The sequence below is a fragment of the Streptomyces sp. TRM49041 genome, assembly GCF_008271805.1.
Classification (GTDB): domain Bacteria; phylum Actinomycetota; class Actinomycetes; order Streptomycetales; family Streptomycetaceae; genus Streptomyces.
In genome coordinates this window covers 1-22,535 of the sequence record NZ_VSRY01000097.1, presented here as the reverse complement: position 1 = coordinate 22,535, position 22,535 = coordinate 1, and the positions used below count along the sequence as shown (strand labels likewise).

Genomic DNA, 22,535 nt, shown 5'->3' with positions numbered 1-22,535 from the left:
TCTGCGGCTGGGGCGATCGGTGGGGCACTCAGGCCCGGTCGGCCGATCAGACGTTGTTCAGGCCCGACTTGTTGATGACGGCGAAGCTCGCCCGGACGTCGTAGTCATTCTGGCTGTTGAGGTTCTTGGTCTGGCTGACGGCGTTCCTCAGGACGTCGAGGAGTCGGCGGATCTCGTCGTGGTCCTGGTTGAGCTGGACCTGGGCCGTCTTGAAACCCTCAGCGCCCGCACCGGTCCAGCCCGCACGACAGGTCTCCAGGATGTCGGCCATCTCCCGGGCCTGGCGGCTGATCTGGCGCGTGGTCTCCTCGATGGCGTCCTGAGCCTGCTTGACCGTCTGATTGACTAGCTGGAAGTTGTCCGTCATGTGGACGCTCCTTGTCGTGGATGGTGGACGGACGGGGCCGGATATCCAGTCGTGCGTTTCCGTTCTCCGTACGTCCGCTGACGCGTAGCTACGCTCTCCTGCTGCGTACGCTCACCGCGACGGCGCCGCCGATGAGGGCGACGACGGCAACGGCACTCGCGACGACGGCCCAGAGCGGGAAGCCGCCCTCTTCGGACCTGGCGGCCGTTTCCGGGGCCGCCTGGGACTCCTTGGACCGGCCGCCCTCGTCGCTTGCCCCCGTGCTTTCAGGAGAGGGGGAGTTCGGGGAGGTCTGGGGTGCTGGTGAGTTGTTCTTCTGCGCTCCCAGCAGCGGGTTCACGTCGGCCGGGCCCGGGTCGCCCTTGCCCTCCAGGAGAACCTGGGCGGGCCGGACCGTGCCGTAGCCGATGTACTTGCTGGGGACGGGGCCGTTGTGGCCGGCGGTCTCCAGCATGACGCGGAGGACCTGATTGTTCGTCCAGTCGGGGTGGGCGGACCAGATGAGCGCGGCAGAGGCTGAGGCGAGGGCCGTGGCCCCGCTAGTTCCCTCCCCATTGCAGAAGCGGTTCTTGTCAGCATTGCAGCGCCCGGGGACGTCGGCGCCGGGAGCAGCCAGGGCAACGTGGTCACCGTAGTTGGAGAAGTCCGCCACCTTGCCCTTGGTATCCACAGCTCCTACGGCGACCACACCCGGGACGACCGCAGGGTACACGCCGAACTCCTCGCCCTCGTTGCCGGTTCCAGCAAAGATCAGCGCCCCTTTGCGCAGGGCATAGTCGACGGCCTCTTGCAGTTCGGCCTCTTGTCTTCCTGCTGAGGTGGTCTTCATCGAGATGTTGATGACACGACTGCCGTGGTCTACGGCGTAACGGAGGCCCTTGCTCAGCGGCTTCGCCAGGCCGAAGGTGTCCTTGCCTCCGCGCGCACCCACCCTGACCGGCAGGATCTCCGCATCAGGGGCGAGTCCCTTGATGCCCCCATTAGCGCCGGTGCCCGCGATGTAGGCGGCCATGTTCGTGCCATGCCGATCAGTGTCTGCCGCATCCGTACGAGCATCACCCTCGCCGTCGACATAGTCTGGACCGGACAGCACCTTGCCCCGCAGCTCGGGCACGGTGGAGTCCACTCCGGTGTCGAGCACCGCGACGGTGATCCCCTTACCCGTACTCACCTTCCACATGTCGTCGGCCTTCATCGCGTCCAAGTACCACTGGCGCGAGCGCACGTCGTCCGCCTGGGCGACTGGGGCGCCGACGAACGCCGTCGCGGCGACGGTGATCACGGCGCCGAGCAAACCGACCGCGCGACTGCGGAACGTGCGGGCACGGGGGGACATCAGCGGGACTCCTAGTCGATTACGGGAGGGACGATCTTGCGCTGGCCCATGGTCCAGGTTTCCTCGTTCTCTGCCAGGTAGTCCGGACGGCCTGTGTTCTGACGCCGTTCCTCCTTGCCGGGCGCCGTCGAAGCGGGCGGCCGAACCAGGCCCGTGCCACCGGGCGTGAACGCACCTCGCCCGATGGGACCGGACGCCCCGGAAGCCCCCACGGTTCCACCGGGCTGGGCCGCCAACCGACGGCCCGACCCGGCACCCGCACCGGCCCCCGAAGCCCCTTGCGACCCCATGCCCTGTCCGGGCATGCCCATCGGGCGGCCGAACGCGCCGCGTTCCTCGCCCACAACGGTACCCATCGGCAGCCTCGGCCCCATAGGCGAGACGCCTGCCCGTCCGGGCATGGGCCTGCCGCCGACGATGCCGTCCCCGGCGCCGACACGGGGAAGACCGCCGAGCGGTCCGGGGCCGCTGGGAACTGTCCCCCGGGGCACACCCGGCACACCGGAAGCCGAGGGCAGCCGCGACATGGCGTTGCCACCCGGCATCTGGCCGGTCACCGGAGCAATCGGCGGCAACGGGTTAGGACCGGACCCCCCTGCGACAGACTGAGGCACCACAGGCTGCGTGACGGAGCGGGCTCCCGGTTCCTGCGTGACCGGAGGAGCAACAGAGTCGAGATTCGTACCGACAGGCGTCTCTGGCAAAGAAGATGACGGAGCCACCGGACGCACCGTGTGCTCCGAAGCCTGTCGCACGGAGGCCGATTCAAAGCCACTGGGCGACGAGGGCACGGAGGCCGAGTAGTAACCGCCGCCCCCGTACGAGCCGCCACCCCCGTAGGACGAACCTGCGCCACCACCCGACCCACTCGTGGCGTATGGGCGCTCTCGACGGATTTCGCCATCCACAGGCGGCATGGGGAACTCCGGCTCCGGCTCCGCCTCCATCCGGTTCTGCGACGTCTTGTAGTACGACGACAGGCGCTCCATCAGCCGGATGGCCTCCTGGAGCTTCGGGCCGGTCTCGTCCTTGATGCGGGCCTCTTCCTTCTCCGGGTCCGCGTAGCAGATACCCGCCGGCTTCGGCATCGACTTCTGCGTCTCACTCAAGGCCTGGCCCGCGCGCTGCATCTCGGCGCCGACCGTCGTGGTGAAGTCGCTCAGCTTCAGAGTCTCGGACACCATGTCGGCGCCCCACAGGCGGAAGGCGTCACCGCCCTCGCCCTTCCACTGCACCGCGTCGAAGTAGAGACGCAGGTCCGCAGCAATCTGGATGATCTTCGGGGCGGCGGCGTCCAGGAGATTGCCCACCTTGGTGAGGTCCCCCGGCTTCGCCGAGGCGATCATGGCGTACAAGGCGTCCAGGGACTTGCCTTCGAAGTCACTCGGCATGTCTGTGTACTCCCCCGTCAGGCGAATCCACCGGAGTCGGTGGTCTCACTGGGCTTGCTCGTGGGCGTCTGCGTCGGAGTCTGCTGCGTCTGCGGCGGCGTCTGCGGCTCGTAGAACTCGCGGCTGTGCTTGTGGATCTCCTTGAACCGCTCCTTGACGCCCGTGTCGACGCCCCCGTAACCCTTGTCCGCCATCTGTACGGCGATACCCAGGGCCTCGATGGTCTCGCCGAACATCTTGGACAGGCCCTCCAGGCGGGCACGGATCTTCTCGTACCCGGCGTGCAGGTCCCCCGCCGCGCCGAAGCCATTGCCGTACGCGTCAGCCGTGACGGTCTGCTCGCCGATCGTCTGGTGCCCGGCGGGCGACTCCGCCAGCGAGTTGAGGATTTCGTCTATGCGGTTCTTGAAGGTCTGGAGCGTCACACCCTTGACGTCCAGATCCTTGCCGCCGCCCCCGATCGGCGCTTCCACTTCGGTGCCCCCTCGTCGCACTCGTGAATCGGATTGCCACTCTAGTCAATACTTTCGACTGACCCAACATCAGTTCGTACTCACCTGCTATGAGTACGCGTACTCACGTCCGCCTGCCGCGGCGCCGCCTCGCGTCGCGGATCACCGTCGCCGTGCCCGCCACCACCGACACCAGGACCGCCGTGACCCCGAGCGCGTATGTGGCCAGGCGCTCGTCGCGCTCCTCCGGTGTCTCCGACATCGCCACGAACGCCGGTTCCGGCGCCGGAGGCCTGGGCGGGGCCGGGTCGGGCCTTGGGGACTCGATCGGGCCCGCGTCGCCGTCCAGGGCGCGCACCGGGTCCACCACACCCCAACCTACATAGTCGTCACGTCCGTTGACCGAACGCTCCGCGGTCTGCTCGATCTGCGCCACAATCTGCCGTGCGGTCCACTTCGGGTACTTCGCGCGCAGCAGTGCGGCGACCCCCGCCACGTACGGGGCTGAGAAGCTGGTTCCGTTGTCGACGCACTGGCCGCCGCCCGGGACCGTCGAGACGACGTCCACGCCGGGGGCCGCGACGCCCAGGAACTCGCCCGCCTGGGAGAACGGGGCACGTTCGTTGTTGCGGTCGGAGGAGCCGACCGCCAGGACGCCCGGGAAGGCCGCCGGGTAGGTGTTCTTGAGCTTGCCGTCCAGGCCGTTGTTGCCTGCAGAGGCCACCACGACGATTTCCTTCCGCAGCGCGCGGGCCACGGCCTTCGCCAGGTCCGAATCCCCCCTCAGGGCCTGTGTGGTGTCCTGCGAGATGTTGATGACGTGGGCGTCCTTGGCGATCGCGTGGTCGATCGCGTCAGCCATCGTCTTCGACGTACCGCTGTTCTTCTCGTCGTTCTGGCGGATCGGGATGATTGTGGCTTCCGGTGCCAGGCCCACGAAGCCCGTGCCCTTGCGGGGGCGGGCCGCGATGATGCCGGCGACCTTCGTCCCGTGGCCGACCTCGTCGACCGTGCCGTTGGTCTTGCCACGCTTGCTGTCCGTGGGGGCGTCCTTCCCGGCCTTGAGGAAGTCGGCGCCCGCCGACGCGTCTACAGCCGGTTTCAGTTGGGGGTTGGCCGTGTCCACGCCCGTGTCGATTACTGCGACCCGTACGCCCTTGCCCTTCGTGTCCTCCCACAGCTCGTCGAGCAGCACCCGCTGAAGCGCCCAGGGGGTGCCCTCGAACTGCTTCTTCATCGGGAAGGTGCACTCGCCGCCGCCGTTCAGGCGAGAGCTCGGGCGGGCCTCGGCCGTCTCGGTCATCTCGGCCGTCTCGGTCACGGTCGCCTCAGCCGCCTCCGCCACCTCGGTCACCGTGGTCGCCGATGCGGGTGGTGGGAGGATGAAGGCCGTCAGAGCCGTTGTCGTGGCCAGCAGCGTCGCTGCCTTGCGCATCCGTCGCCCCCCTACGAACCCTGCGGCTGGCGCGCGCTGTTGGTGTCCAGCCGCGGCCCCTTCGACAGGAACTCCGACCAGGTGATCGGAACGAGGGACGGGGTGACCTTCTCGTAGCCCAGACGCTTCTGTGCCTGGCTGGGCTCCGGTCGACCGTCCGACGGCTGTGAAGCCCGGTCACCGGCACCGATGTCCGAACGCTTGGCGTCGCTGTCGCCGTTCGACTGGACCGCGTAGCGCAGTCCGGTGTCCGTGACCAGGAACAGGGAGCCGTCGGGCTTGGTCTGGTTGCCCTGGATCTGGGTGTAGAGCAGGCCGGTGCCGGGCGTGACATATGTACTGCCGCCGCCGACCGTGATGTCCGCCGGGTACCTCGTGCCCGCCCAGGTGGAGAGCGTGGTGCGGCCCTTGTCGTCGACCTTGCGCAGTACGCTGCACACCGTGTCGCGGGCGCTGTCGCCGCTGGTGGAGTTGACCTGTACGGCCCGCTGGGAAGGCCAGCGGTGCTCCGCGCCGAACATCGTGGGCTCGGGGCGGAAGGACGCGTTGTCGACGTCGGACGCCTTGCCGGCCATGTCGAGCCGGTCGGTCTGCGGTGAGTTGATCAGCAGCCAGGCGGTGAAGTCGGAGACCGGCTGCACCTTGCCCCGGAGGACGACGTAGTGCTGTGGGCCCGAGCCGGTCTCGGCTCGCAGAACCATGCCGACCCGGTCCTGCTTCCGGCTGAGCCCCCCGCCGACGTCGGCGGGTGCGCCGACCGTGCCCGGGATCACCGGGAATTCGACGGGGCTTCCCTCGTGGAGCGTGGCCAGCCAGTCGTCGGTGACGGGCTGCGGCTCCTCGCTACCGACGAGCGCGCGGGTCAGGACGGTGGCGTCGGTCTCGCCGCCGCGCACCTGGTACTTGGTGCCGCTCGCGTCGACGAGGAAGCGGGCGCCCTTCTGCCCCTGGACGTAGAGGACTTCGCCGCCCTTGAGCCGTTCCTTGCCGTCGGTGCGGTGGAAGTCGCGGTCGGCGAGGACGAAGGTGGCCTTCTGGACGCTGGACCCCTTGCCGCCGCCGGGCTGCACGCACAACGCCCACCGCTTCGCCTTGGCGGCCTCGGTGTCGCTGGGCAGGCGGTCGGGGGCGTACGGGATGCCGAGGATGGGGCCCCGCGGGGGCTTGCCCGCGTCGAGTATGTCGTCACTGACCTGGATGACGTCGAACTTGTCCGGGTTGAGCAGCAGTCGGGCGGACGCCAGGTTCAGCACCGGGTGCAGCAGCGTCTTCTCGTCCTTGCCGGTCTTCAGGACCACGTAACGGGTCGTGGACTGCTTGCCGATGATCACCTTGGTGCCCGGCTCGGCCCAGTCCTTGGGGGCCTTGGGCTTGAACATGCCCCACGCGCCGAAGCCTGCCAGGATCAGAGCGCCGACGACCATACCGGGCAGTACGGCCCGCAGCGGCCTCGGCGCACCCTCCTCCGTACCGGTGGGCGTGGGTTGGAGGAATGCGGCTACCGTGCGTTTCTTCGCAAAGGTATATGCGTTGAGCTCATCCCGCCGTGATGCCATGGGTCCCCGTCTTCGAAAGGCCGTCTGCGGGTCCGATGTTCCGCTTCCCGTGAGCGTCCCGCTTTCCCGCGGATCCCCCGCTGCTGCGCGGGTGTTCCTCATGCGTTGGGTGAGCGTGGCACCCGGGGCCGCGTTGTCGGACCGGCCCCCTACTATGCCTGTTGTCGGAACACCGCTACGGGGCGGGTAGGGTGATCCAGCCGCCAATGCCCTGGCAGGCCAGGCTGATCGGGATGAATCGGGGGATCTCCATGATGGCTTCCGCGACACGGACGCGGCCCGCGGCGCCCGCGACCGCCGGGGCCACGACCCGGAACACGGCCGCCACCACGACGGCTTCGGAGCCGTCCCGGTCCCGTGTGTCCTCCGCCTCGGGCGGCGCGCCACGCCTCAAGAGCCGCCCTGGGCACCTGGGGGCGTTTCGACTGCGACAACTCGTGCTGGTCGAGCTGGCGGCGGCGCTGCTGCTGGTGGCATGGGTGGTCGATCCGCTGCTCCTGGTCCCGGCCGGTATCGGGGCCGCGCTGCTGGTGCTGTTGGCGGTGGTACGCCGGCACCGACGGTCCCTGCCGGAGTGGCTGTCCACGGTGTTCGCGCTGCGTGCCCGGACCCGTCGGGCCGCGTCACTGGCCGTTCCGCCCGGTACGGAGCCGGGCCTGGCGCCCGTCGTGGAGTGCGACCCCTCCCTCCGCACCTACACCTACAGCAACCGGGACCGGCGACCGGTGGGGATGATCGGCGACGGCACGTTCCTCACGGTCGTCCTACAGGTCGAGTCGGACGCGACCGCGCTGCGCCTGGACCGCACGGAGCGACCCCTGCCGCTGGGGCTGATACGGGACGTGCTGGAGGTGGACGGCATATGCCTGGAGTCGGCGCAGATCGTCCAGCACACCCAGCCCGCGCCCGCCCCGCACCTGCCGCAGCAGTCCATGGCCGCCCGCAACTACGGCCCGCTGCAGGCGCAGACGGGCTCTCCCGCGGTACGGATCACCTGGATCGCGCTGAAGCTCGACCCCGAGCTGTGCGCGGAAGCCGTGGCGGCGCGAGGGGGCGGGTTGGAGGGCGCCCAGAAGTCCGTGCTTCGGGCCGCGGACCAGCTGGCGAGCCGTCTCGCCGGCGCCGGGTTCCGGGCGACCGTACTCACCGAGCAGGAGCTGACGTCGGCCCTGGCGACCTCGACGTGCGCCAACCCGCTTGCCCTCGCGCAGGCGGGCCGGGCCCAGACGCCCAGCCGCCGCACCAAGGAGACGTCCCGCACCTGGCGCTGCGACGACCGCCGCCACACCACGTACTGGGTGGGGCGCTGGCCTCAGTTCGGGCCGGGCGGTTCCTCACTGCCGCAGCTGGTGGCGTTGCTCACATCCATACCCGCGCTCGCCTCGACGTTCAGCCTCACGCTCAGCGCCGGCGACCGGCAGGAGGTCTCGGTGACCGGGTACCTGAGGATCACCGGGCGCAGCGACGAGGAGCTCGTGACGGGGCGCCACGCACTGGAGCGGGCCGCGCGCGGTGTGAAGACCGGGCTGGTCCGGCTCGACCGTGAGCAGCTGCCCGCGATGCTCGCCACTCTTCCGCTCGGGGGTGCTCGCTGATGTCAACTCAGCTTTCCGGTTCGGGGTCGTCGTCCGTCGTCGGTGCGGCAACCGGCTCGGTCGGCGGTCCCTCGGCGGCGCCTGGCCCCGGTGTGGTGGGTGGTCTGGTGAGCGGTCCTGTCGGCGGTGCTCCGTCGTCTTCACCCGGCACGGTTCCCGGGGGCGGTCGCCGGCGCGCCGGTGCTGCGGGCAGGACTGCCTCCGGTGGCCACCGCCGTGCCAGGCAGGGCGAGCGACGTGGCCGAGGGGTGCGGGGCGGACTGCCTCGTATCGGGTTCGGCCTTATCGGTCCCCGCCGCGACCGTCACGCTCTCTCCCTGGATCGCCTGGGGTCATTGGGGCTTCCCGTCGGTGACGACGGCATGGTGATCGGTGTGGACGCCGAGGGGCGGCCCGCCGTGCTGGGCGTCAACCGGCCGACGCCGTACGACATCACGCTGATCGGCGGCCTGTGGACGGCCCAAGTGATGGCGCTGAGAGCCGCCGCGACGGGGGCACGGGTCGCCGTGGAGACCGGCCGGGCACCGGCGTGGACCGCGCTCGCGCAGGCGGCCGGGGGCGGCCAGGCCTGTATCACGCTGCACGACGTCGGGCGCGTCCCTCCCCAGGGTGCGTCGGCCGGCAGCCCGGTGGTCATCGTCCGGGACTGCGGCATGCGGCCGCCGCGCGGCCGAGTGGTCGCCGGGCCTTGGCAGTCGGTCATCACCCTGCTGCCGTACCTGAGCCCGGTCGCGCCCCGGCTGATGGAGAAATCCGGGCTCGTGGGCGTCCAGCGGGTGTCACCGGACGAGGCGGCCCAGATCGGACGGATCCTGGCCCTGCCGCGGGCCGAGGCGGAGACGCTGTCCACCCTCTCCGACGGCGTCACGCTGTGGTGCTCCGGTCACGACCGGCGGTTCGTGATGACTCAGGCGACCGACGCCGAGACGGGGTTGCTGGGCGCCGCTCGCCGGATGGACTGACGGGCCGACGTATCTCGGCTGGGGACCCGCGAACGCATGGTCGCCGGTATGGATTTGATGGTTTCATTTGCCTTCGTTCGTCACTCTCAGGCGCCGCCAGGTCACATGAGGGTGAGCGAGGGCAGCCGTGGCCTCCTGAGTCGGCCGGTGGCGGTTCGACGGGCCTGACGCAGGGGTGCGGTCGGCGATTAGGGTGGGACGGGTCGGCCTCTGCCCCCACCGCGGTCCTGCGGGACATCCGGGGAAGTCGGCCGGCTGGACGAACGACAGGAACGGTCGCCCACACCCATGAGGGCACAAGGGTGCTCGACCACACCAGGAGGCAAAGTGAACGGCGATCGGGACGAGATCCACAGGGGATGGAACGCTCCTCCCGTCGACGATCAGTCCGACGTGGACGCCGCCGAGATGACGGGTGAGTTCACCATCGACTACACCCCGCCGGCCTGGTACACGCAGAACGCCGGGGGCGGCGCCGGGGGTTCGGATGCTTCGGCGGGCGGCGCGACGCCGCCGCCCCCGCCGCCGAGCGGGCAGCCGATCGCCGTTCCGGGGCTGCCCCAGAGCGGCGGTTTTCAGCCGAACCCGACGCCGCCCCCGCCGATTGTCGCTCCGGAGGCTCCTGAGACGCCGGCGGTGGCCGCGCAGCCGGCGACGCCCCCGGGGCCGCCGGTGGCGCCTGCTGCACCTGTCGTGCCTGTCGCGGCTCCCGCGCCGCCTGCCCCGCCCGCGCCGCCTGTCGGAGAGCCCGCTGCCGCTGAACCCGCCGTTGCCGCGGCCGGGCCCCCCGCGCCGCCTGCCGCCGAGCCCGCTCCCGTGCCCGCCGCGCCGTTCGGCGGCGGGGACATCGAGAGCGGTGCCACGATGCGATTCTCCCCCGCCGCGCTGAAGCGCGAGATGGCCGAGCGGGCGGACCGCGCCGAGCAGGCGCATCGCGCGGAGGGTGACGCCGAGGGCGGCGGTACGGCGGAGGATGACGCTGCTACGCCAGAAGGCGCCGACGCGGACGAGGCGTCCGGGGACGGGTCGGGCGCCGACCTGTCGGCGGGCGACCCGTCCCCGGGCGACGACGCGGGCGCCGAGGGCGAAGGCGTCGGCGTCGTGGCGTCCGCCGTCGACTCCGGTGATGCCGACCGTGACGGTCACCGCGACGAAGCGCCCGAGGCCGCTGAGCCGTCGGGTGACGCCGCTGTGTCGGATGCCGTACCTACGCCGCAGGACTCCGCGCCCCACGTTCCCGCCCAGCAGAGCGCCGCGCCCGACGGCGCCGCCGCCGCCCCGCAGGACGCCGCTCCGGCCGCCGCGCAGCCCGCGCAGCCGTGGGCGCCTCAGCCGCCGCAGCCGGACGCCCAGGGCGGTACGCCCGGAGTGCCCGGGCTGCCGCCGCTGCCGCCCGCGTTCCAGCCGGCCGCGCCCACGGGGGCGTCGCAGTGGCCCGTACCGGCGCCGAGCGCCGACCAGTCGGCCCCGCCTGCCCCCGCACCCGCGTGGCCGGGGCACACACCCGCGGCGCCCGCACCGGGTGCGCCGCAGCCGCCCGCCGTCGACTCGCCCACGCCGCAGGGCGGGTACGGGTTCCCGCACCAGCAGGCCGCGGCTCCGACGCCCGCCGAGGGCACCCCCGCCGCGCAGCCCGGCCTGCCGCAAGGCGGTTACGGCTTCCCGCACCCGCAGGCCCCTGCGCCCGCACCGGCCGCGCCCGGTCAGCCCGGTCGGCCGCAGAGCGGCTACGGCTTCCCGCAGCCCAACGCCCAGGCAGCCCAGGCCCAGTACCAGCCCGGCGCCCAGCCCGGCCAGCCGCAGGGCGGGTACGGGTTCCCCAACCAGCAGGCCCCTGCGGGCCCGGCCCAGGGCGCCCCCGCCCAGCCCGGCGCCCAGCCCGGCCAGCCCGGCCAGCCCCAGGGCGGCTACGGCTTCCCGCAGCCCAACGCCCAGGCAGCCCAGGCCCAGTACGAACCCCATGCCCCGGCCCCCGCGCCTGGCGCCGATCCGCGTACCGGCGCCGCCTGGCCCTCCGCCGTGACGCACGATCAGCGCGAGCCGTCCGTGCCGGGCGCGCCGCTCGGGTACACCGCGGCCGTCGAGCTCTCCTCCGACCGGCTTCTCCGCAACGCCAAGCAGAAGCCCAAGAGCAGCCGCAACCCCTCCGCCGGTTCCCGCTTCAAGCTCGGCGGCAAGAAGGAGGAGGCCGAGCGGCAGCGCAAGCTCCATCTGATCCGCACGCCGGTCCTGTCCTGCTACCGGATCGCCGTCATCTCCCTCAAGGGCGGCGTCGGCAAGACCACGACGACGACCGCGCTCGGCGCCACCCTCGCCAGCGAGCGGCAGGACAAGATCCTCGCGATCGACGCCAACCCGGACGCCGGCACGCTCGGCCGCCGCGTGCGGCGCGAGACCGGCGCCACCATCCGCGACCTCGTCCAGGCGATCCCGTACCTCAACTCGTACATGGACATCCGCCGGTTCACGTCGCAGGCGCCGTCCGGTCTGGAGATCATCGCCAACGACGTCGACCCGGCCGTCTCGACGACGTTCAACGACGCCGACTACCGGCGTGCCATCGACGTGCTCGGCCGCCAGTACCCGGTCATCCTGACCGACTCCGGCACGGGCCTGCTGTACAGCGCCATGCGCGGCGTGCTGGACCTCGCCGACCAGCTGATCATCATCTCCACGCCGTCCGTGGACGGCGCGTCGAGCGCGTCGACGACGCTCGACTGGCTCTCCGCGCACGGCTACGCGGAACTGGTCCAGCGGTCCATCACGGTGATCTCGGGTGTGCGCGAGACCGGCAAGATGATCAAGGTCGAGGACATCGTCCAGCACTTCGAGACGCGCTGCCGTGGTGTTGTCGTCGTGCCGTTCGACGAGCATCTGGCGGCGGGCGCCGAGGTCGACCTCGACATGATGCGGCCGAAGACGCGGGAGGCGTACTTCAACCTCGCCGCCATGATCGCCGAGGATTTCGCCCGGGCGCAGCAGGCGCAGGGGCTGTGGACCGGGGACCAGGGCAGCATGCCCCCGCAGATGGCGCCCCCGATGCCGGGACAGCCGGGACAGCCGATGCCCGGCCAGCCTATGCCGGGCCAGCCCATGCCGGGCCAGGCACCCGCAGCCCAGCCCATGCCGGGGCAGCCTATGCCGGGGCAGGCCGCTCCGGGGCAGCCGATGCCCGGTCAGGCCGCTCCGGGCCAGCCCATGCCGGGGCAGCCCTTCCCCGGTCAGGCCCCGCCCGGTCAGCCGTACGCCGCCCAGCCGCCGTACGGCGGTCAGCCGCCCGTACCGGGTCAGCCGGCCCCCGGCCACCAGCAGTACGCGCCGCAGCCTCCCGCCCCCGGCCAGCCCGGCGTACCCCCGCAGGGGTGGCCGCAGCAGCCCCCGGCGGGCCCGCCTGCCCAGCAGGGGCAGCAGCCGGGGCAGCCCGGCCACCCCGGGCAGCAGCAGCCGGACCCCAACGCGCCCGTGCCGCCCCAGGGTTGGCCCCAGCAGCAGCCGCAGGCCCCGCAGGCCCCGCCCCAGCAGTAGCGGTCGCAGCCCGGAAGTCGCCGGCCGGACAGAAAGGAGGGCCCGCACCGTCGGTGCGGGCCCTCCTCCGTTACTCCGGTCGCCTACCGCTCCTGCGTGTCGTACGCCTCGGTCAGGTCCCGGCAGCGCTTCACGTCGTCGGCGATCGCCTGCAGCAGCGCCTCGATCGAGACGAACTTCTTCTGGCCCCGCACATACGCGAGGAAGTCCACGGCCACGTGCAGTCCGTACAGGTCGAGCCCGACGCGGTCGATCGCGTACGCCTCGACCGTCCGCTCCGTCCCGTCGAACTGCGGGTTCGTACCGACCGAGACAGCGGCCGGCATCCGCTCGCCGGCCGCGGTGAGCCAGCCCGCGTACACGCCGTCGGCCGGGGTGGCGGTGTGCGGGAGCGTCTCCACATTCGCCGTTGGGTAGCCGAGTTCGCGGCCGCGCTGCGCACCCCGTACGACGATGCCCTCGACGCGGTGCGGGCGGCCGAGGATCTCGGCGGCACCCGCGACGTCGCCCTCGGCGACCAGGCGCCGGGTCAGCGTGGAGGAGAACGGCTGCCCGCCGCCCGCCTCACCCGTCACGTACAGGTCGACGACCTCGACCTCGTAGTCGTACGTCGCGCCCAGCTCGGCGAGGTAGTCGACGTTTCCGGCGGCACGGTGGCCGAAACGGAAGTTCGGCCCCTCCACGACCACGCGCGCGTGGAGCTTGTCGACGAGGACCTTCACGATGAAGTCCGCCGGGGACAGCTTCGAGAACTCGGCGGTGAAGGGCAGGATCAGCACCGCGTCGACGCCCAGCTCCGCCATCAGCTCGGCGCGCCGGTGGTGCGGCGCGAGCAGCGGCGGGTGGCTGCCGGGGCGGACGACCTCAGAGGGATGCGGGTCGAACGTGACGACGACGGCCGGAACGCCCAGCTCGCGGGCCCGCTCCACAGCCCGGCCGATGATCAGCTGGTGCCCGCGGTGGACCCCGTCGTAGGACCCGATGGTGACGACGCTGCGCCCCCAGTCCTGGGGAATCTCCTCCAAGCCTCGCCAGCGCTGCACTGTGACCCGCTCCTCGCCCGAACCCGTGTACGTCAGTACGTCATGACCGAATGACCGATTACGCAGGTCTAAGGGTGCCATGCCCGCGTGGTTCGGCCCTCATCGGCATAGCAGTCAGTGCCGGTACGGCCACAGCCCCGGTCTCCGCCTCGGTTCCGGGGTCGGTTCCGGCGTCGGGTCCGGGGTCGGTTCCGGGCGCGGCGAGCCGCTCGACCGTACGGCGTGTGCTGGGGCCGACGACGGCCGCCCACCGCTGCGGGTCCCCGGCCAGCCAACCGCTCACCAGGACGGCGAAACCGGGCACGTCACGCGCGAGCTCTGCCAGCCGCCGGTCGAAGCACGTGGCGCCCTCGGGTGTACGGATGAGCAGGTGGCCCGTGCGGAGGACCAGCTCCCGGGTGCGTGCCTCCGGGCGCCCCGCCGCGCCGAGCGCGGCCGCCCGCAGGAGCACGTCCGGCACGGCGAGGTCGCGGCACTCGTGCTGTTCGTGCTCCAGGAGTACGTCGAGGAGTTCGTCGCGCAGGGCCAGCGACGCGCCTGTGCCGGGTGCCGCGAGGACGGACGCGAGGGCGCCGCGCAACTCGACGGTGTGGCCCCGCAGGAGGTCGGTGACAAGCGGGAACAGTACGGCGCGGGCGGCGGGGCCCTGTTCCAGGCGCCGGTCGACGTACGCGGCGGCGTGGGCGGCGCCCTCGGGGTGACGGTCGACGTAGGCGTGGACCAGCGCGGCGGCGCGGCGTGCGAGGGCCGGGGTGCGTACGTCGGCGAGGGTGTCCAGTACGTCGGCGGCCGCACCGAGGCCGCCGGTGCGCAGCCGCGCGTGAAAGGCGGCCAGGACCGGTTCGGGGTGGGTCGTGAGCGCGGCGGTGAACGTACGGGCGGGCAGTCCGCAGTCACCGGCCGTGAAAGCGGCCAGGGCCCGCGGCAGGTACCTGGAGCGACTGTGCGGGTCGCGTACGAGCATGGCGAGGGCGGCGCCGTGGAGGGCCTGGTCGCCGGGGCGGGCGAGGAGCGCGAGGGCGGCGTACCGGAGCAGCTCGCGGTCGGCGTCGCCGCTGACGCGCTCGGCGAGGAGCCGCCCGTAGGTGGCCGCCGCCACGCGCCGGGTGGGCCGCGCGTCGTCGTGCGCCCACCGGTCCACCGCACGGCACAACGCGCCCGGCTCGTCGTCCACGAGGACCCCGAGCAACTCGTCCGCACGCGCGTGGGCGGTGGTGACGAGCACCTCGCACAGGTCGTCGACGGCCGGCCCCCGGTGGGCGTGCAGCAGCGCCTGCGCGACACCGGCGACGGTCAGCCGCCCCCGCGCACCGGCCTCGCCCGGAAGCGGCCGCTCGTCGGCGAACCACCGGCACAACAGGGGCTGTACCCCCCGGGGATCGGCAACCAGCCGCCGGACGACGGCCTCCAGGTAGCGGGGCCGCGACCGGTCGCCGGGGCCGGTCGAGGAGCGACTGGCCCCGGAGAGGCCGACCGCCCCGGAGCACCCGGGGTCATCGCACAGCCGGGACACGTCCGACGGCTGCTGGCCGCCCGGCGCGCGGGACGCGTCCGGCGAACGGGCTGCCTCCGAGGAGTCGGCCGCGCCCGGGGAGCCAGGACCGCCCGACGCGCACGACGCGCACGACGCGCACGACGCCCTCGGCGAGCGGGGACCGCCCGACCAGCGGGCGGCCACCGGGGAACCAGCCTCCAAGGGCAGGCGAGGGCCGCCGGGCTCCCCGGCCGGCACCGGACCACCCGCAAAGCCGGGGGCGTCGGCCGTACCGGGGGCGCCGGCCGCACCGGAGGCGTCGGCCGTACCGGAGGCGCCCGACAAGGCGGACGCGTTCTCCGAGGGAGGGCCACCCGCCGCCCACGCGCCCTCCGGCAGAGCCGGGGCACGCGACGCGTCGGAGCCACCCGGCGAGCGGCGTGCGCTCGACGGGCCGGGGGCACCGGCGCTCCATGAACCGGAAGCATCCGACGAACCCGGGCCCCTCCAGCCGGAGTCGGCCGACGAGCCGTGGCCGCCCGGCAAGGCGTACGTGGTCCCCGAGCCGGGGTCGTACGTCGGCCGGGCACTGCCGGACGAGGCGGGTTCGCCCGTCGGCTCCGCGCCGCCCGATGAGCGGGCCGGGCTGGAGGCACCACGCGCCCCCGCGCCAACCTGTCGGCCGGGCGCACTCCCCCGGTCGGGCGCCCGGCCCGACGTGTCGGGGGCGGTCGGCGGGTTCGGCGGGCCGTCGGCCGGGAGGAGGCGGCGCAGGAGGTCGAGGCGTTCGTCCTCGGTGAGGTGCAGGTGCTCCCAGAACCAGGGACCGTGTTCGTCGAGGTCGGTCGCCGTCGGGCGGGCCGCGACGCGGGCGGCCAGCAGGCGCAGTACGCCGAGGTACGGGCGGGCGTCCGCCACCCGCAGCAGAGCCTCGCGCAGGAGCCGGGCGCCCCACCATGCGGCCTCCGAGGACGCCGCCACGGTGCCCACGAGCCGCTCCAGGCGCCGCGCCAGGGCCGCGGTCCCGTGGCCGCGCTCCAGGAGCAGCAGGGCCTGGAGCACGGCGCCGATCCGGTGGCGCGGCACGGGGCCCGCCGGGGCGGGGTGCTGGGCCGGGACCAGGTGCTCGGGGCGGGCGGCGGGAGCCGGGCGCTGCGCCGGGACGAGGTGTTCCGGGTGCTCGGCGGGGCCACGGCACGGCAGGGCGGCCGGGAGTTCACCGCTCCCCCCACGCCCCTGGACCAGGGCCTCCAGTGCCGCGTCGACATCGATGTGGGCGCCCTGGATCCAGTCGGCGAACTCCTCGTGGGCAAAGCGGTATCCGGCGCCCGCCGGGACCAACAGGCCCTCGGTGAGCACCGCGGACGCCCAGCCGGTACCCCACGGGAACAGCTCCTCGAAAGCCTCCCGGTCCAGTTCGCCGTGGCCGGGCACCAGGCAGCGGCGTGCCGCGTCATGGGCGCGCCCGGCTACGCGGGCCGCCAGCCGCCGCACGGCCGGGTCGGGCAGCGGTGGCCGGCACCCCGCTCCGATACGTGCCGCCACGCGCAGACACAGCAGGTCCAGGTGGGCGGCGAAGACATCGGCGCGCCCCGGACGCCCCGGCACCGCCCCGGGCAGTGCGGCCCGCACCTCGGCGAGCAGCCGCAGCGCCAGCGGATGGCGGGCGTCGGCCGCCGCGATGGACCGCTCCGGCAGCCCGTACCGCTGGCGGGCCAGCTCTGCCTCGTCGGCGGACAGGTCGCCGATCGGCACGGCGTCGGGGAGCTGCTCAGCGGGCTCGGCGGGCGCGGCGGGCGCGGCGGGCTCGGCGGGGCGGTACAGCGTGCCCTCCGGATAGAGGGCCCCGGCCACCTCCCAGTGCTCCGGGCGGCACGCGACGACGAGCCGGACCCCGTGCGTACGCAGCCACCGCACCGTTCCAGCGGTCCACTCGCGCAACCGGTGCGCGAGGGGCGGTGGCATCTCCTCCGGCGCGTCGAGCAGCACGACCAGGGGTCGCCCGGCGTCCCGCGCGAGCCGGGCGGCTCCCGTCGCCACGCCGTCCAGCCCGCCGTCCCGCGCCTCCGGGTAGGCGCTCCAGTCCCCGCCCGCGGCCGCGACGACCCGGCCTGCGCGCCCCAGCACGCGCCCGACCGCGTCCCCCACCGACGCGTCGCCTGGCCGCAGGTCGGCTCCCCGCAGCCACACGGTGGGCGCGGGCGCGTCGCCACTCCCCCGCCGATCGGCCAGCGCCCCCAGCTCGGTCGTACGCCCGCTCCCCGGAGCCCCGACGAGCCCGCACACCACCGCGCCGGCGACCGCCCCGTCACCGTCACCGTCGACGAACCGGTCGAGCTCCCGCGCGATCCCGAGCCGCGCGACGGGCTCGGAGCCGTTCACGGGTGGCCTCGTGGTCCTGGTGAGTTCCAGCGTGCCGGCGAGATTGAGGTCCGGGCCGTGAGCCGGGACCGTGGCGGCGTTCCGCCGGAGGAGCGCGGCCAGGGCGCCGCCGTCCGAGGCGTGCCCGACTCCGAGGGAGCCGCCCGAGGCGGGGGCCACAGCCCGGCCGTCGTCCGAGGCCCGGGCAGCCGCCCCGCCACCGCCTCCCGCCTCGGCGACGCCCGGGGCACCCGCGGCCGCCCGCGCCAGCGGCACCGCCAGCCCCGCCGCGCGGTGGTCCGTGTGCAGCGCGGTGGTCAGCACCGCCAGCACCGTCCCCGTTGTGGCGTCCAGTACGGGCCCTCCCGCGGCCTCCCCACCCCGCCGTAGCGCCTCGCTGCCGTCCGTGCCGATGGCCAGCTCCAGGGCCTCGTCGACCGTGTGGAGCCCCTCCGTCGCGGTGTAGGTGGCCCGCGCGGTGCCGAGCACGCGTGCCTCGCGCCAGCCGTGGGCGTGGACGCGGACGTACGCTCCGGCCTCGGGGGCCGCCTCGCGGTCGGCGATCGCCAGGGGGCGGACTCCCAGGCCCTCGGTGTGGATCAGGGCGAGTGCCTGGCCGGGCAGCGCGGTGACGGCTTCGGCCTCCGCTGTGCAGGTGCGCCCGTCGGGCGCCCGGACCACGACCCGTTCGAGGCCGTCGACGGTCTCATGGCTGGTGACGACCGTGCCGCGGTCGTCGGCGACGAAGCCGGTGCCCCGTGAACTGCCCGCCTGATCACAGATCCGCACCAGTGTCTCCCGGTCCCCGCGTCCCATGACTCGACGTTAGGTCCGTCGTGATCAACAGGAGAAGGACACCACTGGAACGCGCCCCCGAGTACCCCCTCTATTCACTCCGCGCGCCTGCCCAAGTGGGTGAATACGGGTCCTGGGGCGGATAGAGACTGGAGGAGGGGGATCGTGGAGCGGGCAGCCACCCGTGCCCGCTCCACGGTGGGTCTCCCGGTAAGAGCGAGCGCCACGGCCCGGCCCCGCCGGCGAGCAAGGCAGGCAGGACCAGCAGCGGCACCGGGCGGGGCGGCGGCCGGCCGAGCAGGCAGGCCGTCAAGGCCGACCCGCCCCTTCAGCCGAACACCGCCACGCTCTTCGCCCTTCCCCCGCGCTCCTCCACCAGCGCCAGGAAGCGGTTGTCCGGGCCGAAGACCGCGACCGGGGCCGTGTCGTACGGGGGCATGTCGATGCGGACGCCGTTCAGCAGCAGCTTCGCGCGGCGTTCGTCGACGTCCCAGCGGGGGAACGCCGCGGCCGCGGCCTCCGCGATGGGCATGACCGTGAGGTCCTCCTGGAGCTGGTCCAGGGTGCGGGCCGCGTCCAGCTTGTACGGGCCCACCCGGGTGCGCCGCAGGGCCGTCAGGTGGCCGCCGACACCGAGGTCGGCGCCGACATCGCGCGCCAGGGCGCGGATGTACGTGCCGGACGAGCAGACCACCGACACGACCAGGTCGACGACCGGTGTGCCGTCCTCGGCCACCGCGTCGCGCATGTCGTAGACGGTGAACTGCGAGACGGTCACCGGGCGGGCCGGGATGTCGAAGTCCTCGCCGCCGCGCACCCGCGCGTACGACCGCTTGCCGTCGATCTTGATGGCGCTGACCTTCGACGGCACCTGCATGATGTCGCCGGTCAGCTTGGCCACCGCCGCGTCGACGGCCCCCCGCTCGACCCCGGACGCGTCCGTGGATGAGGTGACCTCGCCCTCGGCGTCATCCGTGATCGTCGTCTGGCCGAGCCGGATCGTACCGAGGTACTCCTTCTCGGTCAGGGCGAGGTGGCCGAGGAGTTTCGTGGCCTTCTCGACGCCCAGGACGAGGACGCCCGTCGCCATGGGGTCGAGCGTGCCCGCGTGGCCGACGCGGCGCGTGCGGGCGATGCCGCGCATCTTGGCGACGACGTCGTGCGAAGTGAAGCCCGACGGCTTGTCGACGATGACAAGGCCGTCGTGTGGGCCCCTCCCAGCGGTAGCCGGGGGAGTACGTGCTGTGTTGCTCATCAGGCGCCGGCGCCGTCCTCGTCCGCGGTCGCCTCGTCGGCGTCGGCGTCCTCTTCGCCGGGCTTGCGGTACGGGTCGGCCTCACCGGCGTACGTCTTGCCGGTCGACACCTGCCGCACTTCGGCGTCCTTGGCCCGCGCCTTGTCCAGAAGGGCGTCGATGGTGCGGGCGTTGTCGGGCAGGGCGTCCGGGACGAACGTCAGCGTCGGTGTGAAGCGGACACCGGTCTGCTTGCCGACCTCGGAGCGCAGGATGCCCTTGGCGGACTCCAGCGCGGCCGCGGACGCGGCACGCTCCTCCTCGTCACCGTAGACCGTGTAGAAGACCGTGGCCTCCCGCAGGTCGCCGGTGACCCGGGCGTCCGTGATGGTCACGAACCCCAGCCGCGGATCCTTGATTCGCCGATCCAGGGTCTCCGCGACCACGACCTGGATGCGATCGGCCAGCTTGCGGGCCCGCGCGTTGTCGGCCACCGGTCCGTCTCCTCTTTCGTCTTGCGTTCACTCTTCATCGGTGTGCATACGCCGCCGTACGGACAGCAGCTCCACCTCGGGCCGGGCGGCGACGAGGCGCTCACACCGGTCCAGTACCCCCGTGAGATGCCCGACGTCCCCGGAGACCATCGCGATGCCGATCTCGGCCCTGCGATGGAGGTTCTGGTTGCCGGTCTCCGCCACACTCACCGCGAACTTCCGCTGGAGTTCGGCCACGATCGGCCGGACGACGGAGCGCTTCTCCTTCAGCGACCGTACGTCGCCGAGGAGCAGATCGAAGGACAGTGTCCCCACATACATGCATCGACCGGATGTCCCGCCGGTTCGGGTTCGGATGGCCCCGCCCTGCATCGGGCGGGGACATCCGAACCGTACACGCAGCGGCCGGGGCCGATCGACGGAAATATCCTTCCGCCGACCGGCCCCGGCTTCCGCTCGTCAGTCGCGCCGGCTGGGTCAGCCGCGCGGCTTCTCGCGCATCTCGTACGTCGCGATGATGTCGTCGACCTTGATGTCGTTGAAGTTTCCGAGGTTGATACCGCCCTCGAAGCCTTCACGGATCTCGGTGACGTCGTCCTTGAAGCGACGCAGACCCACGATGTTGAGGTTCTCCGCGATGACCTTGCCGTCGCGGACGAGGCGCGCCTTGGTGTTCCGCTTGACCTCGCCGGAGCGGATGATGACACCCGCGATGTTGCCCAGCTTGGACGAGCGGAAGACCTCGCGGATCTCCGCCGTACCGAGCTCGACCTCTTCGTACTCCGGCTTGAGCAGGCCCTTGAGCGCCGCCTCGATCTCCTCGATGGCCTGGTAGATCACCGAGTAGTAGCGGACGTCGACGCCCTCGCGCTCCGCCATCTGCGCGGCACGGCCGGCCGCGCGGACGTTGAAGCCGATGACGATGGCGTCGGAGCCCATCGCCAGGTCGATGTCGGACTCGGTGACCGCACCCACACCGCGGTGCAGGACCCGGATGTCGACCTCTTCACCGACGTCGAGCTGGAGCAGCGAGGACTCGAGAGCCTCGACCGAACCGGACGCGTCGCCCTTGATGATGAGGTTGAGTTCCTGGATCTGACCGGCCTTGAGCACCTTGTCGAGGTCCTCGAGGGACACCCGGCGGACGCGCTTGGCGAAGGCGGCGTTGCGCTCACGCGCGGCGCGCTTCTCGGCGATCTGGCGGGCCGTGCGGTCCTCGTCGACCACCAGGAGGTTGTCGCCGGCACCCGGGACGTTGGTGAGACCGAGCACCAGGACGGGAGTCGACGGCGCCGCCTCCTCGACGTTGTTGCCCTTGTCGTCGAGCATCGCCCGGACGCGGCCGTACGCGTCGCCGACCACCACGGTGTCGCCGATGCGCAGCGTTCCGCGCTGGACCAGGACGGTCGAGACCGCACCGCGGCCGCGGTCGAGGTGCGACTCGATCGCGATGCCCTGCGCGTCCTGGTCGGGGTTGGCCCGCAGGTCGAGCGAGGCGTCGGCGGTGAGGACCACGGCCTCGAGCAGCGAGTCGATGTTCAGACCCTGCTTGGCGGAGATGTCGACGAACATCGTCTCGCCGCCGTACTCCTCGGCCACCAGGCCGTACTCGGTCAGCTGGCCACGGACCTTGGTCGGGTCCGCGCCCTCGACGTCGATCTTGTTGACCGCGACCACGATCGGCACGTCGGCCGCCTTGGCGTGGTTGAGCGCCTCGATCGTCTGGGGCATCACACCGTCGTTGGCCGCCACCACGAGGATCGCGATGTCGGTCGACTTCGCACCACGGGCACGCATGGCGGTGAACGCCTCGTGACCCGGGGTGTCGATGAAGGTGATCTTGCGGTCCTCGTCGTTGACCTCGGTCGAGACCTGGTACGCGCCGATGTGCTGCGTGATACCGCCGGCCTCGCCCGCGACGACGTTGGTCTTGCGGATCGCGTCGAGCAGTCGGGTCTTACCGTGGTCGACGTGACCCATGACGGTCACCACCGGCGGACGCGCGACCAGGTGGTCCTCGCCGCCCTCGTCCTCGCCGAACTCCAGGTCGAAGGACTCGAGCAGCTCGCGGTCCTCCTCCTCCGGGGAGACGATCTGAACCGTGTAGTTCATCTCGTCGCCGAGGAGCTGGAGCGTCTCGTCGGAGACGGACTGCGTGGCCGTGACCATCTCGCCGAGGTTCATCATGACCGCGACGAGCGACGCCGGGTTGGCGTTGATCTTCTCCGCGAAGTCGGTGAGGGACGCACCGCGCGACAGGCGAACGGTCTCGCCGTTGCCGCGAGGCAGCATCACGCCGCCGACCGACGGGGCCTGCATGGCCTCGTACTCCTGGCGCCTCTGCCGCTTCGACTTACGGCCACGACGGGCCGGACCGCCGGGACGGCCGAAGGCGCCCTGCGTGCCACCACGGCCACCGGGGCCGCCGGGACGGCCACCGAAGCCGGGACGACCGCCGAAGCCGCCGCCACCGGGACCGCCGGGACGACCGCCGCCACCGCCGCCGGGACGGCCG

General features: G+C 72.6%; 16 protein-coding genes. 3 read left to right on the top strand and 13 right to left on the bottom strand.

Annotation, left to right across the window (positions count from 1 at the left end; translation table 11 throughout):
• Nucleotides 1-46 precede the first annotated feature (46 nt).
• From FVS66_RS09875 to FVS66_RS35815, 7 genes are all read right to left on the bottom strand, one after another.
• Nucleotides 47-367 (bottom strand): WXG100 family type VII secretion target, encoded by a 321-nt coding sequence (locus FVS66_RS09875; RefSeq protein ID WP_149180654.1) that lies wholly within the window; start codon nucleotides 365-367, stop codon nucleotides 47-49.
• Between the two features lie 88 nt (nucleotides 368-455).
• Entirely contained in the window at nucleotides 456-1,703 is a 1,248-nt protein-coding gene (locus tag FVS66_RS09870) for a S8 family serine peptidase (RefSeq protein WP_149180653.1), read from the bottom strand.
• A gap of 11 nt (nucleotides 1,704-1,714) precedes the next feature.
• Nucleotides 1,715-3,094, bottom strand: a complete 1,380-nt coding sequence (locus FVS66_RS35820; protein WP_149180652.1) for a hypothetical protein — start codon at nucleotides 3,092-3,094, stop codon at nucleotides 1,715-1,717.
• A 17-nt stretch (nucleotides 3,095-3,111) separates the two neighbouring features.
• Complete coding sequence (locus FVS66_RS09860) at nucleotides 3,112-3,567, bottom strand: hypothetical protein (RefSeq protein ID WP_149180651.1); 456 nt, start codon at nucleotides 3,565-3,567, stop codon at nucleotides 3,112-3,114.
• Between the two features lie 103 nt (nucleotides 3,568-3,670).
• Complete coding sequence (gene mycP / locus FVS66_RS09855) at nucleotides 3,671-4,849, bottom strand: type VII secretion-associated serine protease mycosin (protein ID WP_149180662.1); 1,179 nt, start codon at nucleotides 4,847-4,849, stop codon at nucleotides 3,671-3,673.
• A 143-nt stretch (nucleotides 4,850-4,992) separates the two neighbouring features.
• Complete coding sequence (gene eccB / locus FVS66_RS09850) at nucleotides 4,993-6,537, bottom strand: type VII secretion protein EccB (RefSeq protein WP_149180650.1); 1,545 nt, start codon at nucleotides 6,535-6,537, stop codon at nucleotides 4,993-4,995.
• 175 nt (nucleotides 6,538-6,712) lie between these two features.
• Nucleotides 6,713-6,931, bottom strand: coding sequence for a hypothetical protein (locus FVS66_RS35815; protein WP_262386901.1), 219 nt, complete (start codon nucleotides 6,929-6,931; stop codon nucleotides 6,713-6,715).
• Here FVS66_RS35815 and eccE point away from each other — a divergent pair.
• The 3 genes from eccE (at nucleotide 6,897) to FVS66_RS09835 (ending at nucleotide 12,619) form a co-directional block, all read left to right on the top strand.
• Nucleotides 6,897-8,132, top strand: a complete 1,236-nt coding sequence (gene eccE / locus FVS66_RS09845; protein ID WP_262386899.1) for a type VII secretion protein EccE — start codon at nucleotides 6,897-6,899, stop codon at nucleotides 8,130-8,132. The genes FVS66_RS35815 and eccE overlap by 35 nt on opposite strands.
• Before the next feature lie 248 nt (nucleotides 8,133-8,380).
• Nucleotides 8,381-9,094 carry a hypothetical protein gene (locus tag FVS66_RS09840; protein WP_149180649.1) on the top strand — a complete coding sequence of 238 codons (714 nt, stop codon included), beginning with the start codon at nucleotides 8,381-8,383 and terminating at the stop codon, nucleotides 9,092-9,094.
• Nucleotides 9,095-9,421: 327 nt separating this feature from the next.
• Nucleotides 9,422-12,619, top strand: coding sequence for an SCO5717 family growth-regulating ATPase (locus FVS66_RS09835; RefSeq protein WP_149180648.1), 3,198 nt, complete (start codon nucleotides 9,422-9,424; stop codon nucleotides 12,617-12,619).
• A gap of 83 nt (nucleotides 12,620-12,702) precedes the next feature.
• On the opposite strand, the gene FVS66_RS09830 is transcribed toward FVS66_RS09835, so the two are convergent.
• From FVS66_RS09830 to infB, 6 genes are all read right to left on the bottom strand, one after another.
• Complete coding sequence (locus tag FVS66_RS09830) at nucleotides 12,703-13,662, bottom strand: bifunctional riboflavin kinase/FAD synthetase (protein WP_149180647.1); 960 nt, start codon at nucleotides 13,660-13,662, stop codon at nucleotides 12,703-12,705.
• 58 nt (nucleotides 13,663-13,720) lie between these two features.
• Nucleotides 13,721-18,313 carry a trypsin-like peptidase domain-containing protein gene (locus tag FVS66_RS34900; RefSeq protein ID WP_187645460.1) on the bottom strand — a complete coding sequence of 1,531 codons (4,593 nt, stop codon included), beginning with the start codon at nucleotides 18,311-18,313 and terminating at the stop codon, nucleotides 13,721-13,723.
• Nucleotides 18,314-18,620: 307 nt separating this feature from the next.
• On the bottom strand, nucleotides 18,621-19,547 hold the full coding sequence (truB, locus tag FVS66_RS09820) for a tRNA pseudouridine(55) synthase TruB (protein ID WP_149180646.1): 927 nt from the start codon (nucleotides 19,545-19,547) through the stop codon (nucleotides 18,621-18,623).
• The gene (gene rbfA, locus FVS66_RS09815; RefSeq protein ID WP_149180645.1) at nucleotides 19,547-20,020 is read right to left on the bottom strand and encodes a 30S ribosome-binding factor RbfA; all 474 of its coding nucleotides are present in this window, start codon (nucleotides 20,018-20,020) and stop codon (nucleotides 19,547-19,549) included. Before rbfA ends, truB begins: the two co-directional genes overlap by 1 nt.
• Before the next feature lie 27 nt (nucleotides 20,021-20,047).
• A complete protein-coding gene (locus FVS66_RS09810) occupies nucleotides 20,048-20,341 on the bottom strand; it encodes a DUF503 domain-containing protein (protein WP_149180644.1) in 294 nt (97 codons plus the stop codon).
• A gap of 156 nt (nucleotides 20,342-20,497) precedes the next feature.
• A partial coding sequence (gene infB, locus FVS66_RS09805) for a translation initiation factor IF-2 (RefSeq protein ID WP_149180643.1) occupies nucleotides 20,498-22,535 on the bottom strand: 2,038 nt, incomplete at its 5' end.